The organism is Kitasatospora sp. NPDC096204 (genome assembly GCF_044763205.1).
GTDB lineage: Bacteria > Actinomycetota > Actinomycetes > Streptomycetales > Streptomycetaceae > Kitasatospora.
In genome coordinates this window covers 187,923-214,597 of record NZ_JBIWFT010000004.1, presented here as the reverse complement: position 1 = coordinate 214,597, position 26,675 = coordinate 187,923, and the positions used below count along the sequence as shown (strand labels likewise).

At 74.4% G+C, this 26,675-nt stretch carries 25 protein-coding genes; 12 read left to right on the top strand and 13 right to left on the bottom strand.

What is annotated here, in order from left to right; all coding sequences use genetic code 11:
* The first annotated feature begins 22 nt into the window (after positions 1-22).
* Positions 23-679, top strand: coding sequence for a HemK2/MTQ2 family protein methyltransferase (locus ACIQ87_RS06415; RefSeq protein WP_402402402.1), 657 nt, complete (start codon positions 23-25; stop codon positions 677-679).
* Positions 663-1,004 carry a CDGSH iron-sulfur domain-containing protein gene (locus ACIQ87_RS06410; protein ID WP_402402400.1) on the top strand — a complete coding sequence of 114 codons (342 nt, stop codon included), beginning with the start codon at positions 663-665 and terminating at the stop codon, positions 1,002-1,004. The genes ACIQ87_RS06415 and ACIQ87_RS06410 overlap by 17 nt, the downstream gene beginning before the upstream one ends.
* On the opposite strand, the gene ACIQ87_RS06405 is transcribed toward ACIQ87_RS06410, so the two are convergent.
* The 3 genes from ACIQ87_RS06405 to ACIQ87_RS06395 form a co-directional block, all read right to left on the bottom strand.
* Entirely contained in the window at positions 978-1,973 is a 996-nt protein-coding gene (locus ACIQ87_RS06405; RefSeq protein WP_402402397.1) for an iron-containing redox enzyme family protein, read from the bottom strand. The two genes, ACIQ87_RS06410 and ACIQ87_RS06405, sit on opposite strands and share 27 nt — an antisense overlap.
* On the bottom strand, positions 1,970-2,281 hold the full coding sequence (locus ACIQ87_RS06400) for a hypothetical protein (protein ID WP_402402394.1): 312 nt from the start codon (positions 2,279-2,281) through the stop codon (positions 1,970-1,972). Before ACIQ87_RS06400 ends, ACIQ87_RS06405 begins: the two co-directional genes overlap by 4 nt.
* A 149-nt stretch (positions 2,282-2,430) precedes the next feature.
* The gene (locus tag ACIQ87_RS06395; RefSeq protein WP_402402391.1) at positions 2,431-3,333 is read right to left on the bottom strand and encodes a SigB/SigF/SigG family RNA polymerase sigma factor; all 903 of its coding nucleotides are present in this window, start codon (positions 3,331-3,333) and stop codon (positions 2,431-2,433) included.
* Between the two features lie 462 nt (positions 3,334-3,795).
* Here ACIQ87_RS06395 and ACIQ87_RS06390 point away from each other — a divergent pair, with 462 nt between their 5' ends.
* The 4 genes from ACIQ87_RS06390 to ACIQ87_RS06375 all read left to right on the top strand — a co-directional run bounded on the left by ACIQ87_RS06390 (position 3,796) and on the right by ACIQ87_RS06375 (position 8,006).
* A complete protein-coding gene (locus ACIQ87_RS06390) occupies positions 3,796-5,340 on the top strand; it encodes an MFS transporter (RefSeq protein WP_402402388.1) in 1,545 nt (514 codons plus the stop codon).
* Between the two features lie 141 nt (positions 5,341-5,481).
* A complete protein-coding gene (locus tag ACIQ87_RS06385) occupies positions 5,482-5,871 on the top strand; it encodes an SCO5389 family protein (RefSeq protein WP_402402385.1) in 390 nt (129 codons plus the stop codon).
* A 303-nt stretch (positions 5,872-6,174) separates the two neighbouring features.
* Entirely contained in the window at positions 6,175-7,242 is a 1,068-nt protein-coding gene (locus ACIQ87_RS06380) for an LLM class flavin-dependent oxidoreductase (protein ID WP_402402382.1), read from the top strand.
* A gap of 134 nt (positions 7,243-7,376) precedes the next feature.
* Complete coding sequence (locus ACIQ87_RS06375) at positions 7,377-8,006, top strand: hypothetical protein (protein ID WP_402402379.1); 630 nt, start codon at positions 7,377-7,379, stop codon at positions 8,004-8,006.
* Between the two features lie 108 nt (positions 8,007-8,114).
* Here ACIQ87_RS06375 and ACIQ87_RS06370 read toward each other — a convergent pair whose 3' ends face one another.
* Together ACIQ87_RS06370 and ACIQ87_RS06365 are read right to left on the bottom strand one after the other, a co-directional pair.
* Positions 8,115-9,563: a WGR domain-containing protein gene (locus ACIQ87_RS06370; RefSeq protein ID WP_402402376.1), complete on the bottom strand. Its 1,449-nt coding sequence runs from the start codon at positions 9,561-9,563 to the stop codon at positions 8,115-8,117.
* A 152-nt stretch (positions 9,564-9,715) separates the two neighbouring features.
* Positions 9,716-11,797 (bottom strand): hypothetical protein, encoded by a 2,082-nt coding sequence (locus tag ACIQ87_RS06365; RefSeq protein WP_402402373.1) that lies wholly within the window; start codon positions 11,795-11,797, stop codon positions 9,716-9,718.
* Positions 11,798-11,996: 199 nt separating this feature from the next.
* Between ACIQ87_RS06365 and ACIQ87_RS06360 the strand changes: the two genes are divergently transcribed.
* Positions 11,997-12,962, top strand: coding sequence for an alpha/beta hydrolase (locus ACIQ87_RS06360; protein WP_402402370.1), 966 nt, complete (start codon positions 11,997-11,999; stop codon positions 12,960-12,962).
* A gap of 175 nt (positions 12,963-13,137) precedes the next feature.
* Here the strand turns inward: ACIQ87_RS06360 and ACIQ87_RS06355 are convergent, their stop codons facing one another.
* From ACIQ87_RS06355 to ACIQ87_RS06335, 5 genes are all read right to left on the bottom strand, one after another.
* Positions 13,138-13,773, bottom strand: coding sequence for a response regulator (locus ACIQ87_RS06355; protein ID WP_402402367.1), 636 nt, complete (start codon positions 13,771-13,773; stop codon positions 13,138-13,140).
* A complete protein-coding gene (locus tag ACIQ87_RS06350; RefSeq protein WP_402402364.1) occupies positions 13,770-15,020 on the bottom strand; it encodes a sensor histidine kinase in 1,251 nt (416 codons plus the stop codon). The genes ACIQ87_RS06355 and ACIQ87_RS06350 overlap by 4 nt, the downstream gene beginning before the upstream one ends.
* Before the next feature lie 14 nt (positions 15,021-15,034).
* Positions 15,035-15,499 carry a hypothetical protein gene (locus ACIQ87_RS06345; RefSeq protein WP_402402361.1) on the bottom strand — a complete coding sequence of 155 codons (465 nt, stop codon included), beginning with the start codon at positions 15,497-15,499 and terminating at the stop codon, positions 15,035-15,037.
* A 64-nt stretch (positions 15,500-15,563) separates the two neighbouring features.
* Complete coding sequence (locus ACIQ87_RS06340) at positions 15,564-16,184, bottom strand: GNAT family N-acetyltransferase (RefSeq protein WP_402402358.1); 621 nt, start codon at positions 16,182-16,184, stop codon at positions 15,564-15,566.
* Positions 16,168-17,103, bottom strand: coding sequence for a class I SAM-dependent methyltransferase (locus ACIQ87_RS06335; protein WP_402402355.1), 936 nt, complete (start codon positions 17,101-17,103; stop codon positions 16,168-16,170). The genes ACIQ87_RS06340 and ACIQ87_RS06335 overlap by 17 nt, the downstream gene beginning before the upstream one ends.
* Before the next feature lie 462 nt (positions 17,104-17,565).
* Between ACIQ87_RS06335 and ACIQ87_RS06330 the strand changes: the two genes are divergently transcribed.
* From ACIQ87_RS06330 to ACIQ87_RS06310, 5 genes are all read left to right on the top strand, one after another.
* The gene (locus tag ACIQ87_RS06330) at positions 17,566-19,257 is read left to right on the top strand and encodes an ATP-binding protein (protein WP_402402352.1); all 1,692 of its coding nucleotides are present in this window, start codon (positions 17,566-17,568) and stop codon (positions 19,255-19,257) included.
* A 17-nt stretch (positions 19,258-19,274) separates the two neighbouring features.
* Complete coding sequence (locus ACIQ87_RS06325) at positions 19,275-19,661, top strand: roadblock/LC7 domain-containing protein (RefSeq protein ID WP_392877274.1); 387 nt, start codon at positions 19,275-19,277, stop codon at positions 19,659-19,661.
* 78 nt (positions 19,662-19,739) lie between these two features.
* Complete coding sequence (locus ACIQ87_RS06320; RefSeq protein WP_402402349.1) at positions 19,740-20,102, top strand: DUF742 domain-containing protein; 363 nt, start codon at positions 19,740-19,742, stop codon at positions 20,100-20,102.
* Complete coding sequence (locus ACIQ87_RS06315) at positions 20,083-20,736, top strand: GTP-binding protein (protein ID WP_402402346.1); 654 nt, start codon at positions 20,083-20,085, stop codon at positions 20,734-20,736. The genes ACIQ87_RS06320 and ACIQ87_RS06315 overlap by 20 nt, the downstream gene beginning before the upstream one ends.
* Positions 20,737-20,800: 64 nt before the next feature.
* The gene (locus tag ACIQ87_RS06310) at positions 20,801-22,354 is read left to right on the top strand and encodes a cytochrome P450 (protein WP_402402343.1); all 1,554 of its coding nucleotides are present in this window, start codon (positions 20,801-20,803) and stop codon (positions 22,352-22,354) included.
* A gap of 111 nt (positions 22,355-22,465) precedes the next feature.
* Here ACIQ87_RS06310 and ACIQ87_RS06305 read toward each other — a convergent pair whose 3' ends face one another.
* The 3 genes from ACIQ87_RS06305 to ACIQ87_RS06295 form a co-directional block, all read right to left on the bottom strand.
* Positions 22,466-24,091 (bottom strand): purple acid phosphatase family protein, encoded by a 1,626-nt coding sequence (locus tag ACIQ87_RS06305; protein ID WP_402402341.1) that lies wholly within the window; start codon positions 24,089-24,091, stop codon positions 22,466-22,468.
* 118 nt (positions 24,092-24,209) lie between these two features.
* A complete protein-coding gene (locus tag ACIQ87_RS06300) occupies positions 24,210-25,085 on the bottom strand; it encodes an SAM-dependent methyltransferase (protein WP_402402338.1) in 876 nt (291 codons plus the stop codon).
* A 131-nt stretch (positions 25,086-25,216) separates the two neighbouring features.
* A complete protein-coding gene (locus ACIQ87_RS06295) occupies positions 25,217-26,569 on the bottom strand; it encodes an MFS transporter (RefSeq protein ID WP_402402335.1) in 1,353 nt (450 codons plus the stop codon).
* Positions 26,570-26,675: the final 106 nt, after the last annotated feature.

Sequence of the window (26,675 nt, the reverse complement as noted above, 5' to 3'; positions counted from 1 at the left end):
GCCGCACCAGGAAGGAAACGTCATGCGCCTGGTCCGACCGCCCGGGGTCTACCCGCCCCAGGGCGACACCGAGCTCCTGGCCTCGTGCGTGCTCAGGGAAGCCCTGGACGGCTCCAGCCGGGTGCTCGACCTCTGCACCGGAACCGGCGCCGTCGCGCTCGTGGCGGCCCGGACGGGTGCGCGGGTCACCGCCGTGGACCTGTCCGCCCGGGCCGTCGCCACCGCCTGGGTCAACAGCCGGCTGCACCACCGGCGTGTCCGGGTGCGCCGGGGCGACCTGCTGGCCCCGGTCGCTGGGCGGAGCTACGACCTGATCACCGCGAATCCGCCGTACGTCCCGGTCTGCGCCGCGGCGGCCACCGCCGGCCGCGGCGCCGCCCTGGCCTGGGACGCCGGACCGGACGGCCGGCTGGTACTGGACCGGATCTGCCGCGAGGTGCCCGGTCTGCTCGCCCGCGGCGGCGTGCTCCTGGTGGTGCAGTCCTCGCTCGCGGACATCCGCGCCACGCTCTCGCAGCTGCGCGCGGGCGGGCTGCGCACCGGTGTCGCGGCGCGGCGGCGGCAGGCGTTCGGACCGGTGATGACCGCCCGGGCCGCCCTGTTCGAGCAGCGCGGGCTGGTCCGGCCGGGCCGGCGCGAGGAGGAACTGGTGGTGGTCCGCGGTGTCCGTGAACGGTGACCGGCCGGCGACCCGGGTGGTCGTCGTCCCCGGCGGCCCGCTGCTGGTGGAGGGGCCGGTGGAGGTGGTCCTGCCGAACGGTACGGTGCGGGTCTCCGAGCGCCCGGTGGTGGCGCTCTGCGCCTGCCGCCGCAGCCGCATCTACCCGTTCTGCGACACCAGCCACCGGCGGCAAGGCCGCCCGGCCCGGGGATCGCGGGAACGCGGAGCAGGCGGAGCGAGCGGAACGGGCGGAGCAGGAGGAACGGGCGGAGCAGGAGGGCGGGGAGCGCAGGAGCGGAAGGCGGACGGGCAGGGCTCAGACCGGGTCGTCGGGCAGGGGTGAGCGCAGCGAGGTGCGCCCGGCCCGCCAACGGTCGAGCAGGCGGTCCGCGAAGCGTCCGTCGACCACCCCGGCCGCGGCAGTGCCGAACGCCACGTCGCGGGCGAACTCCGGCTCGGCGGCGACCAGTTCCTCGATGACCCCGCGGCGCACCAGCTGCTCGTGGACGGCGTCCGCCTCGATGTGCTCGCGGTAGAAGAGCGTGCCGTCCGGTCCCCCGCCGAGCCGCTCCAGCGCCGCCGCCAGGCGGGCCGAACCGGGCGAGGAGGTGATCTCGACGGTGGCGAAGTGTCCGACGGCCGCGCCGCGCAGCGCCCGGTGCAGGCCGAGGAGCGTCATCAGGTTGACCACCGCCAGGGTCGGTGCCGGGACGAGGTCCAGGTAGTGCCCGTAGCCGGGGTCGAGGTCGAAGGCGGTCATCATCCGGGCGAACAGCAGCGCGTGGGCCCGTTCCGGCCGTCCGGCGCCGTACTCGTCGTAGAGGATCGCCGTCAGCACCGCCTGGGCGGGTCCCTGGATCCTCGGCAGTATCCACAGCTGCGGATCGGCTTCCTTGAGGTGGTAGACCGAGCGGTGCACCAGGTACTCGCGGGCGTGCCGACGCTCGCCCTCGGCGAGCAGGAAGTGCGACGGTCCGGTGCCGTCGGGCGGCTCGGTGAGCAGCGCCTCCAGGGCTTCCCGCAACGGCGGCACGGGTTCCGCCTCCGCGCGCACCGCGGCCAGGAACGGGCGCTCCAACTCCTGGCGGAACCGGAGGAGTTCCGGGTCCCACTCCCAGAGGTCCGACACCCCGGGCAGCCCCCGGTCGTGCAGCTCGTAGCACAGGTGGAGGGCGAGCTGGTGATCCTCACCCCACGGCTCGGCGAGGGAGCCGGGTGCGGCGAGCGGGCGGCCGGCCCCGGGCGGTCCGGTGGTGAGCAGGGCCAGCACCGCCGCCGACAGCGGTCCACGCGGAGCGGGCAGCCCGCTCACCGCGACTGCCCCCGCCCGTCGGCGCAGGCACAGAGCACCGCGAAGGCGATCGCGAGCGTCAGCGCCCAGCAGCCGCTGAACGCCCACAGGACGGGCGCGGACCAGGTCCGCAGCCCCGCGACCAGCAGGCCGAGCGAGAGCAGGGCGAACCCCAGGACGCCCCTGGGCCGTACGCCGCGCATCAGCTCCCAGGCCCTGGCGCGCAGCCCGAGCCCGAGCCCGAAGCCGCGCAACCGGGCGTCGAGCGCGTGGTCACGCCGCGGTTCCCGTTCGATCCCGAGCAGTTCCTCCCGCTCCCGCCCGTTCATCGGCTCCTCCCGCCTTCGTGGTCCGCCCCCGCTTCGTTCGGGGCGGGTGCCCGGTCGGCGCGTCCTCTAACGCGCCGACCCGGCGGTAGCCTGCCGCGTCCGGTCAGGTGAGGTGGCCCACGCGTCGCGTGTGGGCCACCCCTGGAGCCTCAGCCCTCCGCGGGCTGGTCGTTCCAGCCGGGGGCGTCGTGGTCCTCCAGCTCCTCCCGCAGCCAGGCCAGCGTGGCGCTGAGCAGCCGGGAGACGTGCATCTGGGAGACGCCGATCCGCTCGGCGATCCGGGACTGGGTCCAGCCGTCCCAGAACCGCAGCTTGAGGACGGTCTGCTCGCGTTCCGGCAGCCGGGCCAGCAGCGGCCGGACGGCGATGCGGAAGTCGACGAGTTCGATGCCGGGGTCGCAGCCGCCGAGGCGGTCCAGCAGGGCGCTGCCGGCTTCGTCGGTGTCCTGGTCGCGCAGCGCGTCCAGGGAGTTCGGTCGACAGACCCGGCTCGCCATGAGGCCCTCGGTGGCCTGTTCGACGGTGAGGTGGAGGTCCTCGGCGATCTCCCCGGGCCGCGGGAGGCGGCCGAGTTCCTGCTCGAGCCGGTCGGAGCCGCGGGCGACCGACAGGTAGAGCTCCTGCATGCTGCGCGGGACCCGCACCGGCCAGGAGGTGTCACGGAAGAACCGTTTGACCTCACCGGTGATGGTGGGGATGGCATACGTGACGAACTCGACGCCCCGCAGCGGATCGTAGCCGTCGACGGCCTTGATCAGGCCGATCGTGCCGACCTGGAGGATGTCCTCCATGTCCTCGGCGCGGTGGCGGAAACGGGCCGCGATGAAGCGCACCAGCGGCATGTTCAGCTCGATGATCGTGCCGCGCACATAGCTGTAGGCGTGGCTCTCCCGGGCCAGCCCGGCCAGCCGCTCGAACAGCGCGTCGCTCAGCTCCCGGGCCTCGGACTTCCCCATGCGGCGCAGTTCGGCCGCCGTCGGCCTTCGCGGCAGATCGGGCGGCAGGCCCGGAGGCAGTGGTTCCCGGTCGGTGGTTTCCAGGTGGATGGACACGTGATCGCTCCAGGGCATCGGGGTGGAACACCCCGCAACGCCTGCGGGCCAACGCCCGCGCGCTGCGGACTTCTTCCCCCAGGACCAGTGCCCGGCTTCTTCAAGCGCGGTCCCGGTGGCACCCGAATCGGGTGCGGGGCGACCGGACCGTCAGCACGGTCGCCGCATGGAGGTTGTACCCGACATACGACATTGAATTCACGTTTAGCCCGTCTTATTACGGTTCGTTCCGATATGCGCTCGCACGACCACAGCCCGTCCAGGCACCGGCGGGCCGGCCCGAGGGTACGAGCGGCTTCGCCCGGCACGGTTTCGCACTCTTGATCGCCTCTTGTCCGGAACACCCCCGTGTGCCAGTAATGAACGATTGTGTTCCCTATCTGCCGGGGATACCTTCGGTAGTGGTGAACGAATCCGTCTCCCCTGCCCGCCATTGACCCCTCACCCATAGGGGGACCTGCCATGGCCACCTCGCGCGCCCTGGCCGAGGCTTCGCCCGCGACCGCACGCCGGGGACAGCACCCGGGGGTAGCACTCACCGTCATCGCGGCGACACAACTCATGGTCGTCCTCGACATCACGATCGTGAACATCGCACTGCCGCACATCCAGCAGGCGCTGAGGTTCAACACCACCGACCTGTCGTGGGTCATCAACGCCTACACCCTCACCTTCGGCGGGCTGCTGCTGCTCGGCGGACGGGCGGGCGACATCCTCGGGCGGCGTCGGGTGTTCATCGTCGGCGTCCTCGTGTTCGCGCTGGCCTCGCTGCTCGGCGGCGTCGCGCAGTCCGCCGGCTGGCTGCTGGCCGCCCGGGCGTTCCAGGGCATGGGCGGGGCCATCGCCTCGCCGACGGCGCTGGCGCTGATCGCCACCAACTTCAAGGAGGGCCAGGAGCGCAACCGGGCCTTCGGCGTCTACTCCGCCGTCGCCGGGGCCGGCGGCGCCATCGGGCTGCTGCTCGGCGGCATGCTGACCTCCTGGCTGTCCTGGCGCTGGGTGCTGTTCGTCAATGTGCCGATCGGCATCGCGATCGCCCTGCTGGCGCCGCTCTACATCAACGAATCCCAGCGCCACCCCGGCCGCTTCGACCTGCTCGGCGCCTTCACCGCCACCGCCGGCATGGTCTCGCTGGTGTACGGCTTCATCCGCGCCTCCGACCACGGCTGGACGGACCCCGTGACGCTGACCTCGTTCGCCCTCGCGGTGGTCCTGATGCTGGTGTTCGTGGCGAACGAGCGACGCGCGCGGCAGCCGATCACCCCGCTGCACCTGTTCCGCGACCGCAACCGCTCCGGCGCGTACGGGCTGATGCTCTGCGTGGCCGCGACGATGTTCAGCATCTTCTTCTTCATCACCCTGTTCGTGCAGGAGATCCTCGGGTTCAGCCCGCTGAGGGCCGGCTTCGCGTTCCTGCCGATCAGCGTCGCGATCGTCGCCGCCGCCCAGTTCGCCGCCCGCACCCAGCTGCGCTTCGGGCCGAAACCCTTCCTGGTGACCGGCTCGCTGCTGGTCCTGGGCGGGGTGGCCTGGGCGACGCAGATCGACATCGACAGCAGCTACGTCGGCGGCATCCTCGGGCCGACCATGCTGTTCGGCCTCGGCATGGGCTCGATCTTCGTCCCCGCCACCCTCACCGTCGTCTCCAAGGTCTCCCCGCACGAGACCGGCGCCGCCACCGGCATGCTCAACACCAGCCAGCAGGTGGGCGGCTCGCTCGGACTGTCGATCCTGGTCACGGTGTTCGGCACGGCCAGCCGCAACGAGGCCGGGCAGCAGGTCCGGGTGTTCCTCCGGCAGGCCACCCCGCAGCAGGCCGCCCAGTTCCGGGCCACCGGGCGCCTCCCGGCACCGTACTCCTCGCAGATCCTGGTGCACGGCATCGCCGGCGCGTTCCAGATGGGCCTGGTGTTCGCGGCGCTGGCGGTGACGATCGCGGTGTTCGTGATCAAGGTCAGCCGTCTGCCGGTGCCGCCCGCCGTCAGCCCTTCGGGGGGCGACGCTTGACAGGGCGTCAGGATGACCGGGAGAGTCTTTCTTGCAATGGTTTTCATCTTCGATAGCCGTTGCGGGTGAGTGACGCCCGTGCGTGGGCCGGTGCCGCCCGCCGCGGGTCGAAGCCCCACGCATCCCCGAAAGAGGACACCCATGTCGCTCGACGTCTCCCCCGCCCTCCTCGCCCAGGCCCAGCAGGGCCGCGTCGACGAGGCCGACTTCCTCGACACCGTCCGCGCCTCGCTCCCGTACGCCTACCGGGTCGTCGCCGGGCTCAGCACCGAACTCACCGCCGGTGAGCAGGAGTTCACCACCGACAACACCACGCCGAGCGACGAGGAGCGGGCCCAGCTGCTGCGCGCGCTCGCCAGCAACGCGATCCGGGGCAGCCTGGAGAACCACTTCGGCGTGAAGCTCGCCTTCGTCAACTGCCACCGGGTCGGCGCCTTCCGCCCCGGCGCGGAGGACGGTGCGGCGTACCGCGAGTTCACCTCGCTGCACAACCAGATCCGCAACCAGAGCCCGGAGCTGCGCAGCTGCTGACCGCGGCCGGGCGCGGTCCGGACGGTCGGTCCGGGCGCGGTTCGGACGGCCCGTCCGGATGCGGTTCGGACGGCCCGTCCGGATGCGGTTCGGATGCGGTTCGGAGGTGCTCCGGGCGCGCCGGCTCCCGCCCCGCTCGACGGGGCGGGAGCCGCCGCACATGACACCCGCGTTGCACCCGCGTTGCACCGCGTGGCGGCCGGTGTCCGGATCGCGCGTCGATCTTGTCGGGCCGCGCGGCGGCTGCGTACGTTCGGAACGCACCACCCGACCGGCCCCGCCCCTCACCACATGGAGCCCACCATGTCGCCGACCCCTCGCCCGCTGCGGAAACTCGGCTTCCTGACCATCGGGCTCTTCGACGAGAAGGACCCCCGCCGGGGCCACGAGTCCACCCTCGGCCTCATCACCCTCGGCGAGCAGCTCGGCTTCGACAGCGCCTGGCTGCGCCACCGCCACCTCCAGTACGGCAGCTCCTCGCCGGTCGCCGTGCTCGCCGCCGCCACCCAGCGCACCAGCCGCATCCAGCTCGGCACCGCCGTCACCCCGCTCGGCTGGGAGAACCCGCTGCGGCTCGCCGAGGACCTGGCCACCGTGGACGTGCTCTCCGGCGGCCGGCTCAACCCCGGCTTCAGCGTCGGCCGGCCCACCCACTACGAGCACGTGCGCGGCGCGCTCTACCCCGACACCGGCGGGCAGGAGGACTTCAGCCCCCGGCGCGCCGAACGGCTGCTCGCCCTGGTCCGCGGCGAGGACGCCTCCGGCTTCGCCGGCACCGAGGGCATCGAGGAGTACTCACGCCGCGTCCAGCCGCACTCCCCCGGCCTGGCCTCCCGGCTCTGGTACGGCGCCGGCAGCCTGCGCTCGGCCCGCTGGGCCGGCGAGCAGGGCCTCAACCTGCTCACCAGCAGCGTGGTGAAGCCCGAGGAGCAGGAGGGGCCGCTCGACTTCGCCGCCATCCAGGCCCGCCAGATCCGCGCCTTCCGCGAGCGTCACCCCGACGGCGAACGCGCCCGGGTCTCCCCGGGCCTCGTCGTCATCCCCACCGACGGCGCCACCCCCGAACAGCGCGCCAAGTACCGGGCCTACGCCCTCGCCCGCACCCCACGCACCCTCGCCCCGCAGGGCCCGGCCCGGCTGCTGTTCGCCCCCGACCTGGTCGGGACGACCGGGGAACTCGTCGAACGGCTGCACGCCCACGCCGGCTACCGCGAGGTCGACGAGGTGGCCTTCGCGCTGCCGTTCTCCTTCGAGCACGAGGACTACGTGCAGATCCTCACCGACCTGGCGACCCGCCTCGGGCCCGCGCTCGGCTGGCGTCCGGCTGCGGCCTCCGCTTCCGCTCCGGCACCGGACCCCGGGGAACACTGACCGGGTGGCCTCACGGTTTCCCCAACGGGCCTACCGGGCAAGGGAATCCGCAGCAACCACGGCGTCCGGAAGGGCCCCGGGCCGGTGCGGACGGACGGCCGCCCGGCCGGACGCCGACACGGGGGGAGACCGTGATGGGCCCGTACCAAGCCGCACCCGTACTGCCGCCGACCCCGCACCCCTGTCCGAGGTGCCGGCTCACCGACCAGGTCCGCAGCGTCCCGGCCGTGTACCACGCCGGGCGGACGAGGGTGATCATCCGGCCCGCGCAGCAGGGGGCCGGCAGCCACCGGACCCGCGAGGTCGTCTCCGACCTCGCCCGGGCCCTGGCACCCGCACCGATCCGCGAACAGCCACCCGGCCGCGTGGCGACGGGCCTGGGCGTGACCGCCCTCGCGATCGCCTTCTTCACCTTCTTCGCCGGGGCCTTCGCACGGCAGTTCAACGACGACACGCCCGCCTTCGCCACCCCGGTCCGGGACCACCAGGCCTTCGAGATCCCGGTGGCGATCCCGGTGACCGCCGTCATCGCCGCCGTCGCCCTCCTGGTGACCGCGGCCGCGCTCCGTGCCGCCGCGGACCGCGAACTGTCCGGTCGCGCCCGCGCCGAACAGCTCTGGGCCCAGGCCTGGTACTGCGCCCGCTGCGGCACCGTCCACTTCCCGCCCGCGCCCGGCCAGGCCCCCACCGCCCTCAGCCTGCCGGAGTTCCGCCGCGTCGTCTGGACGGCCGGCGGCTACGGCCACCTCGCGGACCGGTACTGACTCGGAACTCGCCGGTGTCGAGGTCGAGTCCGAACGGCGCGGGCAGCCGCACCCGTACGCCCGGCCGAGGCCCGGTCACCGCGGGCGGCGGGTGACCGGGCCGCAGGCTCAGAGCAGGCGCTTGATCTCGCCGCGCGCGCGGTAGAAGCCGCCCGAGGCGGACTCCCGCACCTCGGCGACCAGGTAGCGCGCCCCGGCTATCCGGATGTCCTTGGGGAACTGCACCCGCCACGACGAGTCGTAGCCCTGCGAGACCACCCGCATCCGCAGCCGGGCGCCGTCCTGGACGCACTCGACCTCCACCTCGCCGCCGCTCCGGACGGTGGCCACCGTGACCGTCTCCAGCCCGGCGCCGGCCAGCACCGGCTCCCAGCCCGCGCCCTTGACCTCGGCGGTCTTCGGCAGGGTGCCGTTCTCGGCCGCCCGCACCGCCTGCTCGCCGGCGTCCAGGCAGGCCAGCGAGCCGTCCGTGGTCACCAGGTAGAGCCGGCCGTCCCGGTACTGCATGCTGTACGCCGATCCGCAGCCGGTGGCGAGCTTCCACAACCGGGTGCCGTCGGCGGCGAAGCAGTACACCGAGGAGTGGTTGTCCCCGGCGAAGACGTACTCGCCGTCCGGGGAGGCCGCGCAGGAGAAGACGGCGGCGTCGCAGCGGTAGGCGGCCACCTCGGCGCCGTCCGACTTCCGCAGCCGGTGCACCCAGCCGCGCGCGGTGCCGGCGAACACCTCGTCGGCCTCCTGCCAGCCGAACAGCACCTCGCCCTGGGTCGGGGTGTGCCAGCGCTGGTCGCCGCTGCGGTTGTCGTAGCGGGCGACGCCCCGCGAGTGGCCGTGGTAGACGCCGTCGGCGTCGCAGCGCACCATCCAGCCGGCCCGGCCGTCGGCCTGGCGGCGCCACTGGAACTCGTCCTCGTGGTCGACCGTGGTCAGCCCGCCGCGCTCGTCGGCGACGCCCAGCACGCCGTCGTGGATGTCGAGCCAGAAGATGTCCACGTCCTGGGCTATCTCGTACGCGACGCGCGGGACCTTGCCGCCCAGGTCGTACACCTTGCCGTCGTCGCAGCCGGCGTAGATCCACCAGTCGTCGGCGACGATGCACTTGACGCCGTCCGGCAGGCCGTAGCGACCCGTCACCTCGCCGTCGTGGGTGAGGGTGTAGACGTCGCCGCGCTCGTTGCCGACCCAGGCGTGCTCCTCGCCGACGAAGACCCCGAAGGCGGGCGAGCCGGAGCGGAAGCGCCACAGCAGCGGCGCCTGGTTGGCCGTCGAGCGGGTGCTGACGATCTGCCGCCTGGTCACCGACCGGCGCTGGCGCACGCCCTGGACGGCCGGGGCGTAGCCCTTGCGGACCTTCTCGCCGATCTTCTTGGCCGCCGACGCGGCCGCCTTCTCCGGGCTCGGGAACGTCGTCGACTTGCTCTGCCCGGGCTCGCCGATCCGCCCGTACCGCACCGTCACCACCTGGCCGGCGAGCCGCACCTCGTAGAACTTGTGCGCGCTCCCCTCGTCCTCGGACAGTTCGAGGTACGTGACCTGCTCTTCCACGGCGACGGACACGGTGCGGTCCCCTTTCGGACATCGGAGATGGGGGCGGCGGGGGCGGCCCGCCGACACCTCCAAAGCTACGGCCCGTCACTGACAATCGGCTTCGCGGGGGGCGGGAGCGCCGGGGCCGGCGTGGCTCGGGAGGGGCGGCGGGAACGCCGAGGTCAGTACAGCTCGGCCAGGAGCGCGCGCAGCCGCTCGTCCTCGCGGATGATGTCGTACGCGAGGCCGGAGGTGACGATCCGGCGGTCGCCGTCGACGAGGTCGCCGACGTACGGGAGCAGGGAGGTGTCCCGGGCGGCGGCGGCGAGTGCGTGCAGCGCCTCGCAACCGCCCCTGGCGTCGGCGCCCGTCCCGGCCGAGTGGAGCGCGGCCCGGGCGAGCCGGCCGAGGTCGACGGTGTCGGGGTCGGCGATGTCGAGCAGCGCGCGGGCGGCGCCGGCGGCCCTCTCGGGATCGTCGAGCAGCGCTTCGAGTCGGGGTGTCAGTCCCCGGCCGGCCGCCCCGAGGGAGGCGGCGGCGCGCAGCGCGCGGACCACCGTCCAGCGGTACCACGGCCCGCTCCCGACCGTGCGGTCGAGGACGGACGCCAGGATCCGGACGGCTTCCTCGGCGTCGCCGTCGATCTGCCAGAGCGCGCGGGCTATCGCGATGTCGGCGTCCAGCCGCGGGACGGTCGGTTCCGGGCCGTCGCTCACCGCCGCGAGCAGGGCCGGGAGCAGTCCGGTGGCGGCCGGGCCCAGGTCGGCGGCCGCCTGGGCCGCCTCGGCGAGTTCGCGGGAGGCCGTCAGCCGTTCGGTGACGGCGTCGAGCAGGAGGCCCGGGTCGCCGGTGACCTCGTGGTGGGCGCGGGCCACCTGGAGCTGACCGGCCTGCGCCCGCAGCGCCTCGGCGGCGCGCTCGCGCGCCTCGGGCGGGCCGCCCGCGACGACGGCCGCGACGGCGGAGGCGGCGTACGGGAAGCGGGGCAGCACGGCGCACAGTTCGGGCAGGCCGGCGGCGGCCCGCGGGCCCCACTGGCGCAGCAGGTTGACCAGGTGGGCGGTCTCGTCGTCGCCGAGCCCGTCGACGGTCAGCCGGGCGCGGGCGGCGGCGAGCAGGGCCCGGTCGAAGGGGAAGGCCCGGGCCCGGGAGTCACCCGCGGCGCGGCGGGCGTGCGGGCGCCGCGCCAGGTCGCGGGCGAGCAGCGGGGCGGCCTGCCGGGGCGCGATCCGGACCAGTGCGGCGAGGGCCTGGTCGGCCGCCTCGTCGTCCGGCCCGCCCGCGAGTTCGGCGAGTACGGGCGCCGCTTCGGCGGCGAGCGGGCCGAGCTTGGCCAACAGGCTCGCCGCCGGCTCCTGGGCGGCGAGCGGGGCGATGGCCGGGATCAGCCGCGGCGGGGCGCTGCGCGAGAGGTGGCAGGCGTGGTCGGCCGCCCACAGGGCCTCGGCCCGCACCTCGGGGCGCGGGTCGCGCAGGGCCGCCTCCAGCAGGGCGAGGGCCGCCTCACGGTCGGCGTCGGTGTCGCGTTCCAGCAGGGCGTCGACGACCGTGTACAGCAGTTCCTCGTGGTGGATGCTGTAGCGGTCGACGGTGAGTTCGCGGGCGGGCAGCAGGCCGAGCACGGCCGCGTGGTGGGCGGCGTCCCACCGCTCCTCGTTGTCCAGGCAGACCAGGACCGCGGCCAGCCGCAGCGGCGCCTCGGTCCGCTCGGCGAGCAGGAGCCGGGCCTCGGCGGCGGCCGTGCCGAGGTCCGACCGGCCGAGGGCGACGAGCAGTTCGGCGGCCACGTGCGGATCGTCCTCGGCGGCCCAGCGCTCCCGCAGGGCGGTCAGCGCCGCGCCGCCCTCGCGGGTGTGACCGACGGCCCAGGCGGCGGTCAGCCGGACGTTCTCGTCCGGGTGGGCCAACAGGGGCAGCATCAGCGGGAGTCGAGCGGCCACGGCGGCCCGTACGGCACCCTCGGGCACCTCCCACTCGTCCTCGCTCTCGGCCAACCCGCCCAGCAGGCAGAGGACTTCGACCGTCCGGATCCCGGCGGCGGCGATCCCGGCCAGGTACGGCACCGCGTCCACGCTGGCCGGGTAGACCGTGCCCTGGTGGAGGATGCGGCCGTACAGTTCGGAGACCGCCTCCTCGGCCGCCCCGTCGTCGCCCTCGGCGAGCGCGCGCAGCAGGGCGGGCAGGTCGTCGGCGGGGCCGTACGCGTGCGAGACGGTGGCCCAGGGGTGGGCGTCGAGCCCGGCGAGGGCGGCGGTGAGGTCCATGGGCGCGATCCTCGCAGGCGGGACCGACAACTCCCCCGCTGCGAGGGCGGTTCGGGGACGGCCCGGGGACGGCCCGGGACGGCCCGGGGGGGGTGCTGCGGGGTCCCGCGGGTGGGGCTGGCAAGCTGGGTCGGTCGGCGCCGCCCCGGCGCCGCACGGCGAGGGGGTACCGGTGGTGGATGGATCGACGGCTCGGGGCGTGCCTCCGCTGGATCCGCAGCTTCGGGCGGCACTGGGCGCCGCCGGCCACCGGGCGCGACAGGTGCTCACCCCGGAGGGCCTGACGGCCTGGCAGGAACGCGACCTCGCCGCCCGTCCCCGCCCGACGCCGGACCAGTTGCGCGACGGTGACCGGTTCGAGGTGACGGAGCTGCGCGTGCCGCGGGCCGACGGCGGGGGCGAGATCACACTCGTCAGCGCGCGGCCCGCCGGGATCCGCGAGGAGCTGCCGTTGCTCTACTACCTGCACGGCGGCGGGATGGTGACCGGCAACGCCTGGTCCGTCCTGCCCCGGCTGCTGCGCGGCTGGGCGCTGCCGCTGCGGTTGGCGGTCGTCTCCGTCGAGTACCGGCTGGCTCCGCACACCCGCTTCCCCGGCGCCGTCGAGGACTGCTACGCCGGACTCGTCTGGGCGGCCGAGCACGCGGGCGTGCTGGGCGTGGACGCGCGCCGCGTGGTCGTCGGCGGCAAGAGCGCCGGTGGCGGGCTCGCCGCCGCGCTGGCCCTGCTGACCCGCGATCGCGGCGGTCCGGCGCCGCTCGGCCAGCTGCTGCTGAGCCCGATGCTCGACGACCGCGGCAACACCTTCTCCAGCCATCAGCTGGCCGGCCACGACACCTGGGACCGCACGTCCAACGCCACCGCCTGGCAGGCGGTGCTCGGCCACCGGTACGGTGCCGCCGACCTCTCGCCGTACGCCGCGCCGGCCCGCGCCACCGACCTGTCCCGACTGCCCGCGGCGTACGTCGAGGTGGGGTCCGCCGAGACGTTCCGGGACGAGGCCGTCGCCTACGCCGACGCGATCTGGCGGGCGGGGGGCGAGGCCGAACTGCACGTGTGGCCCGGTGCCTGCCACGGTTTCGACAGCCTCGCCCCGCACGCGGCCATCAGCCGGGACGCCCACGACGCCCGCACCCGCTGGCTGCGCCGCGTCCTCCAGCGCTGACGCGGGCCCGGCGCGGCTCGGCTCGGGTCCACGCGGCTCGGCGCGGCTCGGCTCGGCTCGGCTCGGCTTCGCGCGGCTCGGCGCGGCCCGGCGCGGCTCCGCGCGGCTCGGCGCGGCCCGGCGCGGCTCCGCGCGGCTCGGCTCGGCTCCGCCGGGCGGCCGGCCGGCCCGTCGATCAGAGCCAGCCGCGCTCGTCGGCGACCCGCAGCGCCTCGGTGCGGTTGCGGGTACCGGTCTTGGCGATGGCCGAGGAGAAGTAGTTACGGACCGTCCCCTCGGACAGGTACAGCTTGCCGGCGATCTCGGCCACCCCGGCGCCCGGCCGGGAGGCGTTCAGCACGTCGCGCTCGCGGGCGGTGAGCGGGGAGGCGCCCGCCGCCAGGGTGGCGGCGGCCAGCTCCGGGTCCACCACCCGCTCCCCCGCCGCGACCCGGCGGATCGCGTCCGCGAGCACCTCGGCCGGGGCGTCCTTGACCACGAAGCCGACCGCGCCCGCCTCCATGGCGCGGCGCAGGTACCCCGCGCGACCGAAGGTGGTGAGGATGACCACCCGGCACCACGGCGCCTGTTGGGCCAGCACGGCGGCTGCCGCCAGGCCGTCCAGTCCGGGCATCTCGATGTCGAGCAGGGCGACGTCCGGCCGGTGCTCCAGGGCCGCCGCCGCGACCTGGTCGCCGCGGCCGACGGCGGCGACCACGGCGAAGTCGTCCTCCAGGTCGAGCAGGGTGCACAGCGCGGTGCGGACCAGTTCCTGGTCCTCGGCGAGCAGCAGGCGGATCGGGTTGGCCGGGTTGGCCGGGCGGATCGTCATGTCGTCCCTTCGTGGCCGGGGTCGGACCGGCCGGAGCCGGACCGGCCGGGGTCGGACCCCCCGGAGCCGGGACCGCCCGGCGGAACGGTGACCAGCAGCCGCCACCCGCGCGGGTCGAGCGGGCCGGCCTCGACGGTACCGCCCGCCGCGGCAACCCGTTCCCGCAGTCCGGCCAGGCCCCTGCCGTCGCCCGGACGGCCCGCCCGGAGGCCGGGGCCGCTGCGGGCACCGGTCCCGTCGTCGCGGATCTCCACCGACGTGGCGGCGAGCAGCACCGAGCAGCGTTCGGCCCGGGCGTGCCGGACCACGTTGGTGATCCCCTCGCGCAGCACCCAGCCGAACAGCTCGCGCTCCCCGGGCGCGACGACGTCCGCCGCCGTGGGCAGGTCGGCCACCACCCCTGCGGCGCGCAGCAGTTCGCGTCCGCGGGCGAGTTCGCCGGCCAGGGTCACCTCGCGGTAGCCGCTGACGGCGGCGCGCACGTCGGACAGCGTCTGGCGGGACAGCGTCTCCACCGCGGCCATCTCCGCCACCGCCCGGTCCGGGGCCTTGCCCGCGAGCCGTTGGGCCAGGCGGGACTTGACGGTGATCGCGGTGAGCGAGTGCCCCAGCAGGTCGTGCAGGTCCCGGGCGATCCGGTTGCGCTCGGCCTCCGAGGCGAGTTGCGCCACCTCGGCTCGGGCGGCGACCAGGGCCTTGTTGGTGGCGGCGATCTCGGCGAAGGCGCCGCAGGTGAGCGCGGTGAACAGCAGGGCGAGGGCCTGGAATCCGCCGGGCCCGGTGTGCCAGGGGCGCACCGCCCAGGGCACCACCAGCGCGGCCGGCGCGCCGACCGCCACCGCCTTGGCGGCGTGCTCGCGCCACTGGATCGCCACCGCGGAGACGACCACGGTGGCGAGGAAGAAGGCGCTTTCGTGGGCGAACGGCAGCGCGGCCAGGAACAGCGCCGTCATCACCGCCAGCAGCGGTGCCATCCAGCGCCGCCGGCCCAGCCCGAGGGCGAGGGCCAGCAGGACGTAGCAGACGCAGAAGGCGAGGACCACGGCGTACCCGGCGACCGCGGCCGCCCCGGAGACGGTGCCGCTCACGGCGACGGCGGTGAGCGCGGGGAAGACCATCATCCCGCTGCCCAGCAGGAGGCGCCGCCAGCCCCGGCTCCAGCGCTGGACGGGGCTCGGTGCGACGCCGTCCCCGCCGTCTCGGCCTCCGCCGTCGCGGTCGCGACCTCCGCCGTCGAAGCCGGTCACCTTGCTCCCCCTCCTCAAAGCCTGGCGAACACGCTACGCAGGTGCCGTCCGTTGACCACCGCGGCCACGCCCAGCAGGACGAGCCCGCAGACGCCCTGCTCGACCTTCATCCACACCGGGAAGGTCCCCGGCAGGGCGATGATCGTGGCGATGGCGACGATCATGACGGCCGAGAGGATCCGCAGCCGCCGGAAGGCGCCGCGGGATCCGTTGGCGGCCCGGACGGTCATCAGGAGGGTGAGGGCGGCGCCGGCCACGACGATGGTGCCGCGGACCAGCACCGGCGCGTTGACCACCGTGTGGTGGTCACGGAGGGCGATGGCGGCCGCCAGCGTGACGACGCTGATGCCGAGGTAGGCGAGCACCAGCCGCCGCACGGTGCGGAAGGCCCGACGGGTGCCGGGGTGCTGCAGGTCGGTGGAGTTCATGGCGTCCATGCTGGTCGCGGACCTGCCGCGCGGGGCAGTGTGTTCGCGCACCGGTGCACCGTGACAATTGTCAGCGGGCCGGCGCCGGGCGGCCGTCGCCAGTCCCCGGCCATCGTCAGTCCCCGGCCGTCGCCGCCCGCTCCCCGTCCAGCAGGCACACCATGTGCAGCTTCGCGACCGCCCGCCCCTCCACCAGGACCGCTCTCGGCTCCCGCCCCCACACCTCGAAGCCGCAGGCGGTGTAGAGCCGCAGGGCCGGCTCGTTGCCCTCCGAGACGGTCAGCAGCACCTGCCGCAGCCACGCGTCCTCCGCCGCCGTGCGCAGCACCTCCCGCACCAGGGCGCGGCCGATCCCCCGGCCGCCCGCGCCGCGGGCCACCGCCATGCCGTACAGCGTGCCCTTGTGCCGCTCCTGGCTGCGCTGCGGCACCTTCAGCCCGGCGGTGCCGACCAGCGTGCCCTCGCCGTCGAAGGCGCCGATCAGGGCGCCCGGACCGTCCTCGGCCCCGGCCAGCCGGCGCAGCGTCGCGGACAGCGGCTTGCCGGCCTCCTCGGCGTGGCTGGAGGTGAAGGCGCTCGGCGTCTCGCGCAGCGCCGCGAGCCGGAAGGCCCGGTACGGTTCGGCGTCCGCGACGCCCAGGCGGCGCAGCACCACGGAGTGCGCCACGGAGTGCGCCACGGAGTGCGCCACGGAGCGCGCCGCGGGCCGCCGGTCGTGCTCAGCCGAGACGGACACGGGTGCACCTCGTCACGTACGGCAGGGCGATCTCGTCCCGGCCCGCCAGGTCGGGGTGGGTGGCCAGCAGCTGCTCGACGTCGGCCAGCAGCCGGACCCGCTCGTCCTCCGGCAGCGCGATCACGTAGCTGCGCGAGGCGACCATGTCGACGATCCCGGCCCGGGTGGTGACGTGTTCCCAGCCGATCTCCAGCCGCTCGGGCGCGCCGAACGGCGCCGGGAGGACGGGCCTGGTGTCGATCCGCTGCCGCGCCGAACGGTGCATCAGCACCCCGAGTGCGGCGGCCCAGGGCTCGGTCTCGTCCCGGACGTTCCACACCAGCGAGAGCGTCCCGCCGGGGGCGAGCACCCGGGCGATCTCCGGCAGCGCGGCCGCCGGGTCGAACCAGTGCCAGGCCTGCGCCACCACCACGGCGTCCACGCTGCCGTCCGGCAGCGGGATGCGCTCGGCCGTGCCCGCCCGGACGGCCGCCTTCGGCACCGCCGCGGCCAGCCGCGCCCGCATCCCCTCGTCGGGCTCGACCGCCACCACGTCCAGGCCCGCCTCAACCAGCATCCCGGTCAACTTGCCCGTCCCGGCGCCCAGATCTAGCACCCGGCGGGCCTCCCGGGGCACCGCCGAACCGACCAGCGCCCGCGGATAGCCCGGCCGACCGTGCTGGTACGCGTCCGCCGCCGCCCCGAACGACCGCGCCCGCAGCCGCCCGGCCCACCGCCTGGTCGCCCCCTGCCGCGTCATCCCGCAGGCCCGCCCGATCTCCTCCCAGGTCGCCTCCCGCCCGCGCCGCAGCTCCTCCACCAGCTCCGTCCGCCGCTCCTCCAGCGCCTCGATCACCCCCGACAGCCGCCGCAACCCCTCCACCCCGCCGCCACCGGCCACATCCTCCGCCACCCGCCGACCGAGATCACCCGTCTCCATGGCCCGGCACTGTACGGACCGCCGACGGAGGCCGTCAACACCCATTGCCCTCGCATGCAACATCCGTTGCCTCGGATGCGCCATCGGACCGGCCGCGGCGGGCGTGTCCCACGTGTGGGTGATTGGTGGGGCGCTGGTTGACCGGGCTTTCCTGCCGTAGCACGAACTCGGGCGCGGGTGGCCGGACTTGGCGCGGAAACCCTCCGCATGAGCGAATCCGGGGCGGGTCGGCGGCGCGCGGGCGGCGGGGCGAGAAGCCTGGTGGGGCGGCGGTGGCCGGTCCGGGTTGCGACTGGTGTGCGGGATGTCGGTGTTGTCCGACAGTTTGCGACAAGTCGGTTGCGGGACGATATTTTTGACTTTCGGTCAGGATGTCCTGAACTTGGCTATGCTGCACCACCACGCCTCCGGAGCCGGTCCCCCGTTTGTCCCCGTACTGTTCCGATTGTCTGAGGATGCTGAATGCTTCGAGCTGGATCGTCGCCCACCAGACGGCGCCGAGCGCCCCTGCTCGGCTGGCTGTTGCCGACGGCCGTGATGGCGGCGGCCGTGGCGGTCGCCGCGGCGGTGGTGTCCGCCGGGGCCCGGGCCGAGGTGCTGTGGTGCGGGGCGACGGGCACCGTGCTGGTGGCCGTGGTGGCCGCCGAGTCGGCCCGCCGCGGGCGGGCGCTGAGTGAGTCGCGCGACCGGCACGCCCGGCAGGTCGAGGACTTCCAACGCCGGCTGGCCGGGCAGGAGGACGAGCTGGACCGGCTCGCCCGGGGCGAGATGCGCAGGATCGTCGCCGGGGCCCGGTACGGCTACTCCTTCGACATCCTGACCCGCCCGTTGGAGGAGGGCGACGCGCCCGTCTCACCGAGGTTCCGCCGCTCCCTGGTGGCCGTCGCCGAGGGCGTCGCCAAGGCCGTCGACGACGAGGTCAGCCGGCGCGACTCGGCCGAGCGGGCCTTCGTCAACATCTCCCGCCGGGTGCAGGCCATCATCCACCGGCAGGCCAAGGACCTGCGGGAGATGGAGGACCGGCACGGCAACGACCCGGCGGTCTTCGACGACCTGCTGCGCCTGGACCACGGCAACGCGCTGACCGGCCGCCTCGCCGACAGCATCGCCGTCCTGTCCGGCGCCCGCCCCGGCCGCCAGTGGACCCGCCCGATCGCGCTCTACAGCGTCCTGCGCGGCGGCATGTCCCGGATCCTGGAGTACCAGCGGGTGGACCTGCACCCGGTGGCCCAGATCTCGGTCACCGGACCGGCCGTCGAACCGCTGATCCACGCCGTCTCCGAGCTGCTCGACAACGCCACCCGCTACTCCCCGCCGCACACCCACGTGCACCTGAGCGCCTCCGAGGTGCAGAGCGGGATGGCGATCGAGATCGAGGACGGCGGCCTCGGCCTCACCGACGAGGCCCGGTTCCGCGCCGAGCGCTCGATCCGCGAGGCGATGGTCTCCAAGGACTTCGACGACCTCACCGAGTCCCCCCGGCTGGGCTTCGCCATCGTCGGCCGGCTCTGCCAGGCATACGGCTTCCAGATCTCGCTGCGCCGCTCCGCGTACGGCGGCGTGCGGGCGGTGCTGGTCGTGCCGCAGGAACTGCTCACCACCGCGCCGCCGACCGGGCGGGCGCACGGGATCGGCGCGTTCTCCGGCCCCCGCCCGCTCCCCGCGAACCCGCCCCGGCACGCGGCCCCCGGCCGTCCCTGGGGCACCCGGACGACCTCCGCCGGCGTCGGGCCGTCCTACGGCTCGACCAACCCGTGGGGCCCCTCCGGCCCGGGCGCCGGGGACGACGAGGTGATCGTGACCGAGTGGACGCCCAACGGCCTGCCGCAGCGCCGGCGCAGCCGCCCAATGGTGCCCCGGGGCGGCTACGGCGGGGCCGCGCGCGCCGCCGCCCAGCCCGCCGGGCCGATGGCCCAGCCGTCCGGGCCGATGGCCGGGCCGACGCCCGGGCCGATGGCGGGACCGCCGGCCCAGGCGTCGCGCCCCGCGAGGGAGCCGAAGCAACCCGGCCTGTGGCTGGAGGACTTCATGAACGGCATCAAGGGCACCGGTCCGAGCCCGTCCGGGCCGGGCGGCACCGGACGCGGCACGGAATCCGGACACACCAGCGCCGCAGACACCAGTGAAGACACGGCAGGGAAGGGCGAGCAGTGATTCCGCACCGCAGCAACATGGACTGGATCCTCAACGACCTCGCGCACAGCGTCCCGTGCGTGCGCCACGTCATCGTGCTGTCCGCCGACGGCCTGCGGATCGCCCAGTACGGCACCGACCCGGACACCGCCGACCGCCTCGCCGCCGCCTGCGCCGGGCTGCAGAGCCTGGCCGGCGCGATCGGCCACGAGTTCCCGCACGGCGACGGCTCGATGCGGCTGGTGGTGATCGAGGTGGACGGCGGCTACTTCTACCTGATGGCGGCCGGCGACCGCGCCTACCTCGCGGTGCTCGCCGAAGAGGGCGTGGACGCCGGGCTGGTGAGCCACCAGATGCGCGATCTGGTCGCCCGGATCGGCGAGCACCTCTCCACGCCGCCGCGCAACCCCGAGGCGGTCGCGTGAACGGGCACCCGGCCCGTCCCGCCGCGACGGGTTCCGGCGGCGGGACGGGCACATGAACGAGCACAGTGAGGCGGTGGCATGACGGCCGAGCAGGGTGGCTGGGACGGCCCTGAGCCGGACCGGCTGTACGTGATCACCCGGGGCCGCAGCGGCCCCGCCGGACCGGGGGTCTTCGACCTGGTCACCCTGATCGTCTCCCGCGCGGAGCCGACCCCCGCCCACCAGCCGGAGCAGGCCGCCATTCTTCGGCTGTGCCGCTCCCCCCTCTCGGTCGCGGAGGTCTCCGCGTACCTGGAACTGCCCGTCAGCGTGGTCACCGTGCTGCTGGCGGACCTGCTCGACGACGGGCTGATCGAGGCCCGCAGCGCCGCCGTGCCCGCGGCGGAACTCCCCGACCGTGCCCTGTTGGAGGCGGTGATCCATGGACTTCAACGGCTCTGACACGGTGGTCGGACCGGCCGGTGCGGACGTGCTGCCGGACACCGTCACCACGGCGGTCAAGGTGGTGGTCGTCGGCGGCTTCGGCGTCGGCAAGACGACGCTGGTCAGCTCGGTCAGCGAGATCCGCCCGCTGACCACCGAGGAGACCATGACCCAGGCCGGGGTCGGGGTGGACGACCCGACCGGGGTGGAGCAGAAGACCTCCACCACCGTGGCCATGGACTTCGGCCGGATCAGCATCAGCGACCGGCTCGTGCTGTACGTCTTCGGCACCCCCGGCCAGGAGCGGTTCTGGTTCCTCTGGAACGGCCTGTTCGAGGGCGCCCTGGGCGCGGTGGTGCTGGTGGACACCCGCCGGCTGGAGGTCAGCTTCGAGGTGATCGGGCGGCTGGAGGAGCGCGGCGTGCCCTTCGTGGTGGCCGTCAACGGCTTCGCGGAGGCGCCGTCCGTTCCGGTCGACGAGCTGCGGGGCGCGCTGGACCTGCCGCCCGAGGTGCCGATCGTCACGTGCGACGCGCGCAGCCGGGAGTCCGGCCGGGACACCCTGATGACCCTGATGCACTACCTGTACGAGCTGGCCGCCCCGTCGGCCGCGGCCCCGTCCGTCCCGGCGCCGTCGGCCCCGGCCCCGTAGCCCGTACCACCGGGCGACCGCACGACCGCCCGTCACCGAACCCCATCCGCGACCGGAGACCCCCTTGACCACCCCGTTCCCCGAACCCGCCGGCCCCGCCCACGCGTCGGCCGCCGTCCCGCCGCCCGGCTGCCCGGCCCACGCGGGCGGCGCCGTCTCCCCGACCGGCCCCGGCGGCCTGCGCCGGCTGTACGGCCCGGAGGCCGAGACCGACCCGGCGGGCCTGTACGAGAAGCTGCGCGCCGAGCACGGCGAGGTGGCCCCGGTGCTGCTGCACGGCGACCACCGGGCCTGGCTGGTGCTCGGCCACGGCGCCAACATCACCGTGATGCGCACCCCCTCGCTGTTCTCCCGGGACTCGCGTCTGTGGAGCGCCTTCCGCAACAACGAGGTCCCGGCGGACTCCCCGCTGCTGCCGGTGGTCGCCTGGCAGCCGATCTGCGTGTTCGCGGACGGCGACGAGCACCGCCGGCTGCGCGGCGCCCTGCTGGACGGTCTGAACGGCTTCGACCGGCGCGGCATCCGCCGCCACGTCCGCCGCTTCACCACCGACCTGGTCCAGGTGGTCGGGCCGACCGGGCGGGCCGAGCTGATCTCCCAGTTCGCCGAGCACCTGCCGATGCTGGTGATGACCAAGCTGCTCGGCATGCCGGACGAGTACGGGCCGCAGCTGGTGACCGCCGCCCGGGACCTGATGAAGGGCACCGAGACGGCGATCGCCAGCAACGAGTACGTGGTCGCCGGTCTGCGCCGGACCATCGCCATCAAGCGGGAGAGCCCGGGCGACGACCTGACCAGCCGTCTGCTGGCGCACCCGGCCGGGCTGACCGAGGACGAGGTGATGGAGCACCTGCGGGTGGTGCTGCTGGCCGCGAACGAGACCACCGTCAACCTGATCGCCGACTCGCTGAAGATGGTGCTCACCGACCCGCGCTTCCGCGCCCACCTCTCCGGCGGCCAGATGACCCTGGGCGAGGCGCTGGACCAGGTGCTCTGGGACTCCCCGCCGATGTCCCTGGTGGCCGGCCGCTGGGCGACCGCCGACACCGAGCTGGGCGGCCGGCGGATCAGCGCCGGGGACCTGCTGCTGCTCGGGCTCGCGGCCGGCAACGTGGACCCGGTGGTCCGGCCCGACCTGACGGCACCGCTGTACGGCAACCGCTCCCACGTGTCCTTCGGCGCCGGGCCGCACGAGTGCCCCGGCCAGGACATCGGGCGGCACGTCGCCGAGGCCGGGATCGACATCCTGCTCACCCTGCTGCCGGACGTCCGGCTCGCGGTGCCCGAGGAGGAGCTCACCTGGAGCTCGGCCTGGATCTCCCGTCATCTGACGGCGCTGCCGGTGGAGTTCACCGCCCGCGACATCGAGCCGGACCCGCTCTCGGTGGCGGAGGCCGAGCAGGCGGAGGCGGAGCAGGCCAGGGTGGAGCAGGCGGACGCGGCGCCGGACCGGGCGGGCACGGACCGGCCGGACGCGGCGCCGGAGCCGGAGCCGGAAACGGCCGTCCGGGCGGCCCAGGGTGCCGAGCGCGCCGGGCCGTCGGGACAGGCGGCCCCGACGGTCCCGGCGCAGCGCCGCAGTTGGTGGGACGCGCTCACCGGCCTGTTCCGGCGCTGAGCGGCCCGGTCGTGCGGTCGTACGGGCGTGCGGTCGTACGGGCGTACGGGCGGACCGGCGGCGCCGGCTGAGACGGCTGAGACGGCTGAGACGACTGGGACGGCGGCCCGGTCAGCCGTCCGTGCGGCGCCGGTACAGGGTGAAGGTGTCCACCGGGCTGAGGTCGCCGTGCGGCCCGTCGAAGGTGTAGTAGGTGACCTTCATGGTGGTGGTGCCGCCACGCCGGTCGCCCGGGTCGACCTCGAAGGCCGCGAAGCCGTGGGCGTGCTCGCGGTCCTGGACGGCGGCCCAGGGCGCGTCCTCGGTGAGCCAGATCGACTCCCGGTACGGCGCCCCCGGTTTCGGGTCCTCCAGGCCGACCACCACCCGGCCCTTGGGCTGCTGGAAGAGGTCGTCCTGGGTGGTGGCGGTGTTGCCGCCGGCACCGATGATCATGTGGACGGTGCCGCGCCCGGTGTCGACGAGGTCGGTGCGGGTACCGGTCGGCACCGGGGTGCGGGTGTCGTTGGGCAGGGTGCCGCGCACGGGGTGGGAGCGCTCGTAGTAGTGCTCGTGGCCGCACACCACCAGGTCGACCCCGTAGGCGTCGAACAGCGGGCCCCAGGCCTCACGGAGGCCGAGGTCGCTGCCGGAGCCGTGCATCGAGCTGGAGATCATCGGGTGGTGCATGCAGACGACGATCCAGTCGATCCCCCGGTTGTTCCGGGCCGACCGCAACTCCCGCTCCAGCCAGCGCCGTTGGGCGCCATCGGAGTAGCCGCGCAGATAGACGTCGCCGGAGTTCTGGATCGCCTCGTCGTCGTTGGCGAGGCTGATGAACCGCACCGAGCCGACGGTGAAGGCGTACCACATGCCCCTGGTCTCTTCGTCGGAGGAGGCCGAGGAGTCGGGGAGGTCGAAGTAGGCCTGGTAGCCGAGCGCGCCGATCGGGCCGTTGCCGCCCTCGTTCTCATGGTTGCCGACGCAGGGCATCCAGGGCCTCAGCCGGGTGGACCGGCTGTTGCTGATGAACCAGTCGGCCCAGGTCGCGGTGCGGCTCTGGCCGTGGCGGCCGGCGTAGGAGGAGTAGCAGAGGTCGCCGTTGACGAGGTTGAACAGCGGCCCGACGCGTTCGACGGCGGCGACGATGTCGGCGGAGGCCGAGGTGCCGACCTGGCTGCTCATGTACACCGGGTACTTGCCGAGCGGGGAGGGCATGCCGTCGGGGAAGGTGATCCGGCGGCGGAGGTTGGGCGCGCCCTGGTCGCCGAAGCTGGTGAAGGTGAAGGGGGCGCGGCCGCGCGGGGCGGTGGTGAAGGTGCCGGTCTCGGCGGTGGCGCCGTCGTGGCCGGCGCTGTAGAGGTAGGTGGTGCCCGGGCGCAGGCCGGTGAGCCGCGCGTGGTGGACGTACACCTCGACCTTGTCGATCGAGTCCCGGTAGGTGCGGGTCTCGGCCTGGACGACCCGGCCGAGGCCGCCGTCCGGCGAGCCGTACCGCACCTGGGGGCGGCGTACGGACTGCGGGGTGAGCCAGGAGACGGTCATCTCCGTGCCGGCGTCGGTGCCGAACTGGAGGTGCAGTCCGGCCACTCCGGCCGTTCCGGCGCGGTGTGGGGTGGTGAGCAACAGCGGGCTGGTGGGGGCGTCGTCGGCCGGTTGGGCGGCCGCGGGTTGCGCGGCCGCCGTCGTGCCCGCCGCCACCAGGGCGGCTCCGGCCGCCGAGGTGCCCTTGAGGATGGACCTGCGTGCAATGGTCATGAAAACTCCGCCTGTCGAGTGGGGGGTTCGACGGGCAGTCACTTTAATGACATGTGCACGTAAAGACGATCGTTTTGACGGATCGATTTGACAGAACGTCAGAAATGATGGGTTCCGGCTACGCCTTGCGACCGACTCCCCCGTACACCCCGACCTCGCCCCCGCCCGAGGCCCCGGCGGGTTCCGGGTGCCAGCGGTTGACCGGGACGACGCCCGGGTCGTCCGGCTCCAGCCCGGTGAAGAAACGTTCGACGCGCTCCCGCGAGCGGAAGTGGAGCGTGATCCCGGCCTCCGCGTAGCGGCGGGAGGCGATCTCGGCACGCTCCGGCGCGAGGTCGGCCGTCGCGGCGGAGAGGGCGAGGAAGCTGCCGTCGGGCAGGGCGTCCATGAGCTTGCGGACGGGCGGGTGCACGGCCTCGTCGGAGAGGAAGTGGACGATGTTGATCAGGGTCAGGGCGACCGGCTGGCGCAGGTCCAGGGTGGCGGCCACCGCCGGGTCGGCGAGGAACCGCTCCGGTTCACGCAGGTCGCCCTGGGCGTAGGCGGTACGGCCCTCGGGCGTGCTGGTGAGCAGCGCGCGCGAGTGGGCGAGCACGATCGGGTCGTTGTCGACGTAGACCACCCGGCAGGCCGGGTCGACGGCCTGCACGACCTCGTGCAGGTTGGGCGCGGTGGGGATACCGGTGCCGACGTCCAGGAACTGGCGGACGCCGTGCACCTCGGCGAGCCGGCGGACCATCCGGTGCATCACGGCGCGGGCGGCGGTGGCGTCCGCGCGCACGCCCGGCAGCTCGGCGAGGACCCGGTCGCCGACCTCGCGGTCCGCCGGGAAGTTGGTCTTGCCGCCGAGCAGGTAGTCGTAGACCCGGGCGGAGTGCGCCCGGTCGGTGTGCAGGTCCACCTGCGGCCGTTCCTCGAACCCGGGCTCGGTCAGCCAGCTCTCCGACAGGCCGGCCCCCGGCGCACAGTCGTCCGACAGGTCGAAGTCCGGCATGTCGTCACCCGGTGTGGCGGTACCCGGTGTGGCGGTACCCGATGTGTCGGTACCCGATGCGTCCGTGTCCATGCTCGCCCTCCCCGCTCAGCGATGGTCCGGACCACTCAACCACAGCGGATGACTGTCCGTCAGGCGGTTCCCGCTGTCCGCTGGACCGCCCTCTCCGCCCCTCGGACGGCCGCGGCGAAGGAGGGCACCCTCATCGCCGTCAGCAGCGCGACGGCCGGGCCTGCCGTGCAGACGGTGACGTACACCGGGATGACGCCCAGCAGGTGCCGGGCGCCCAACCACTCGGCGAGCAGCGGGAAGGTGCCCCCGAACACGGCGATGGTGGCCGCGTTGACCACGCCGAGGCCGACCGCCCGCACCTCCGTCGGGAAGAGCAGTCCGGTGAAGACGTTGAGCGTGCCGAGCACCGTCGCCACCAGCATCCCCAGCACCACGGCGACGACCTGGAACGGCAGCCAGCCCTGGCGCAGCCCCGCGAGCAGCACCCCGACCAGCGGGATCGGCAGGCCGAACCCGAGCCGGGCGACCGGCAGCAGGCCGAAGCGGTCGGCGGCGGCGCCGGTGAGCAGCATGGTGACCAGCACGACGCAGAGCACCACGGTCATGAAGGAGGCCGCCTCCTCCTTGCTGATCACGTGGTAGGCGGCGGCGTACTGCGGCAGGTACGCCAGCGCGAAGTAGTAACCGACCGTCCCGCCCAGGGTGTTGAGGAAGACGGTGAGTGCCGCCCAGCGGTGCTCGCGCAGGGTCCGCAGGATCGACGGCCGGGCGGCGCGGCGCGCGTGCTCCCGGGCGCGGCGGAACTCCGCGCTCTCCGGCGCCCACCGCCGCACCCAGACGGCGGCCAGCCCGAGCAGCGCGGCGACCACGAAGCCCCAGCGCCAACCGCCGTTCTCCAGGCCGGACTTGCCGATGGTGTGGAGCAGCAGGGTGAGCAGTCCGAAGGAGAGCAGCGAGCCGATGATGATCCCGCCGTAGGAGACCGAGCTGAAAGCGAAGCGGTGCCGCGGCGGGGCGGTCTCGGTCACGTACGCGGCGACGCTGGGCGCCTCCCCGCCGAAGGCGAGGCCCTGGACGATCCGCGCGAGCACGGCCAGCAGCGCCGCCCAGATCCCGATGGTGCCGTGGCCCGGGATCACGGCGATGCCCAGGCTGGCGACGGCGATCACCGCCATGCCGAGGCTCAGCGCGAAGCGCCGCCCCCGGGTGTCGCTGATCCGCCCGATCAGGTAGGAGCCGACCGGCCGGGCGACGAAACCCACCGCGAAGGTGACGTACGCGCCGAGCACGCCGCTGACGCCGTGCTTGCCGTGTCCGAAGAGGTCCGCCGCGAAGTAGGGCGCGAGGACGGCGTAGATGCTCCAGTCGAAGGACTCGACCACCGAGCCGACCGTCGCCGCGGCCAACTCCCGTCGCCGCCCGTCAGCTTGCGCCTGCTGACGGAGCGGGGCCACCGCACTGCTTTCTGTCATGACCTCAGCATGGCACCGTTCGGACCCCCGGGGAATCACTCCTCGCACACGGGCGCACGGCGTCGCCCGGTGCCTTTGCGCGGCACTCTGAGAATCCCATGTGACT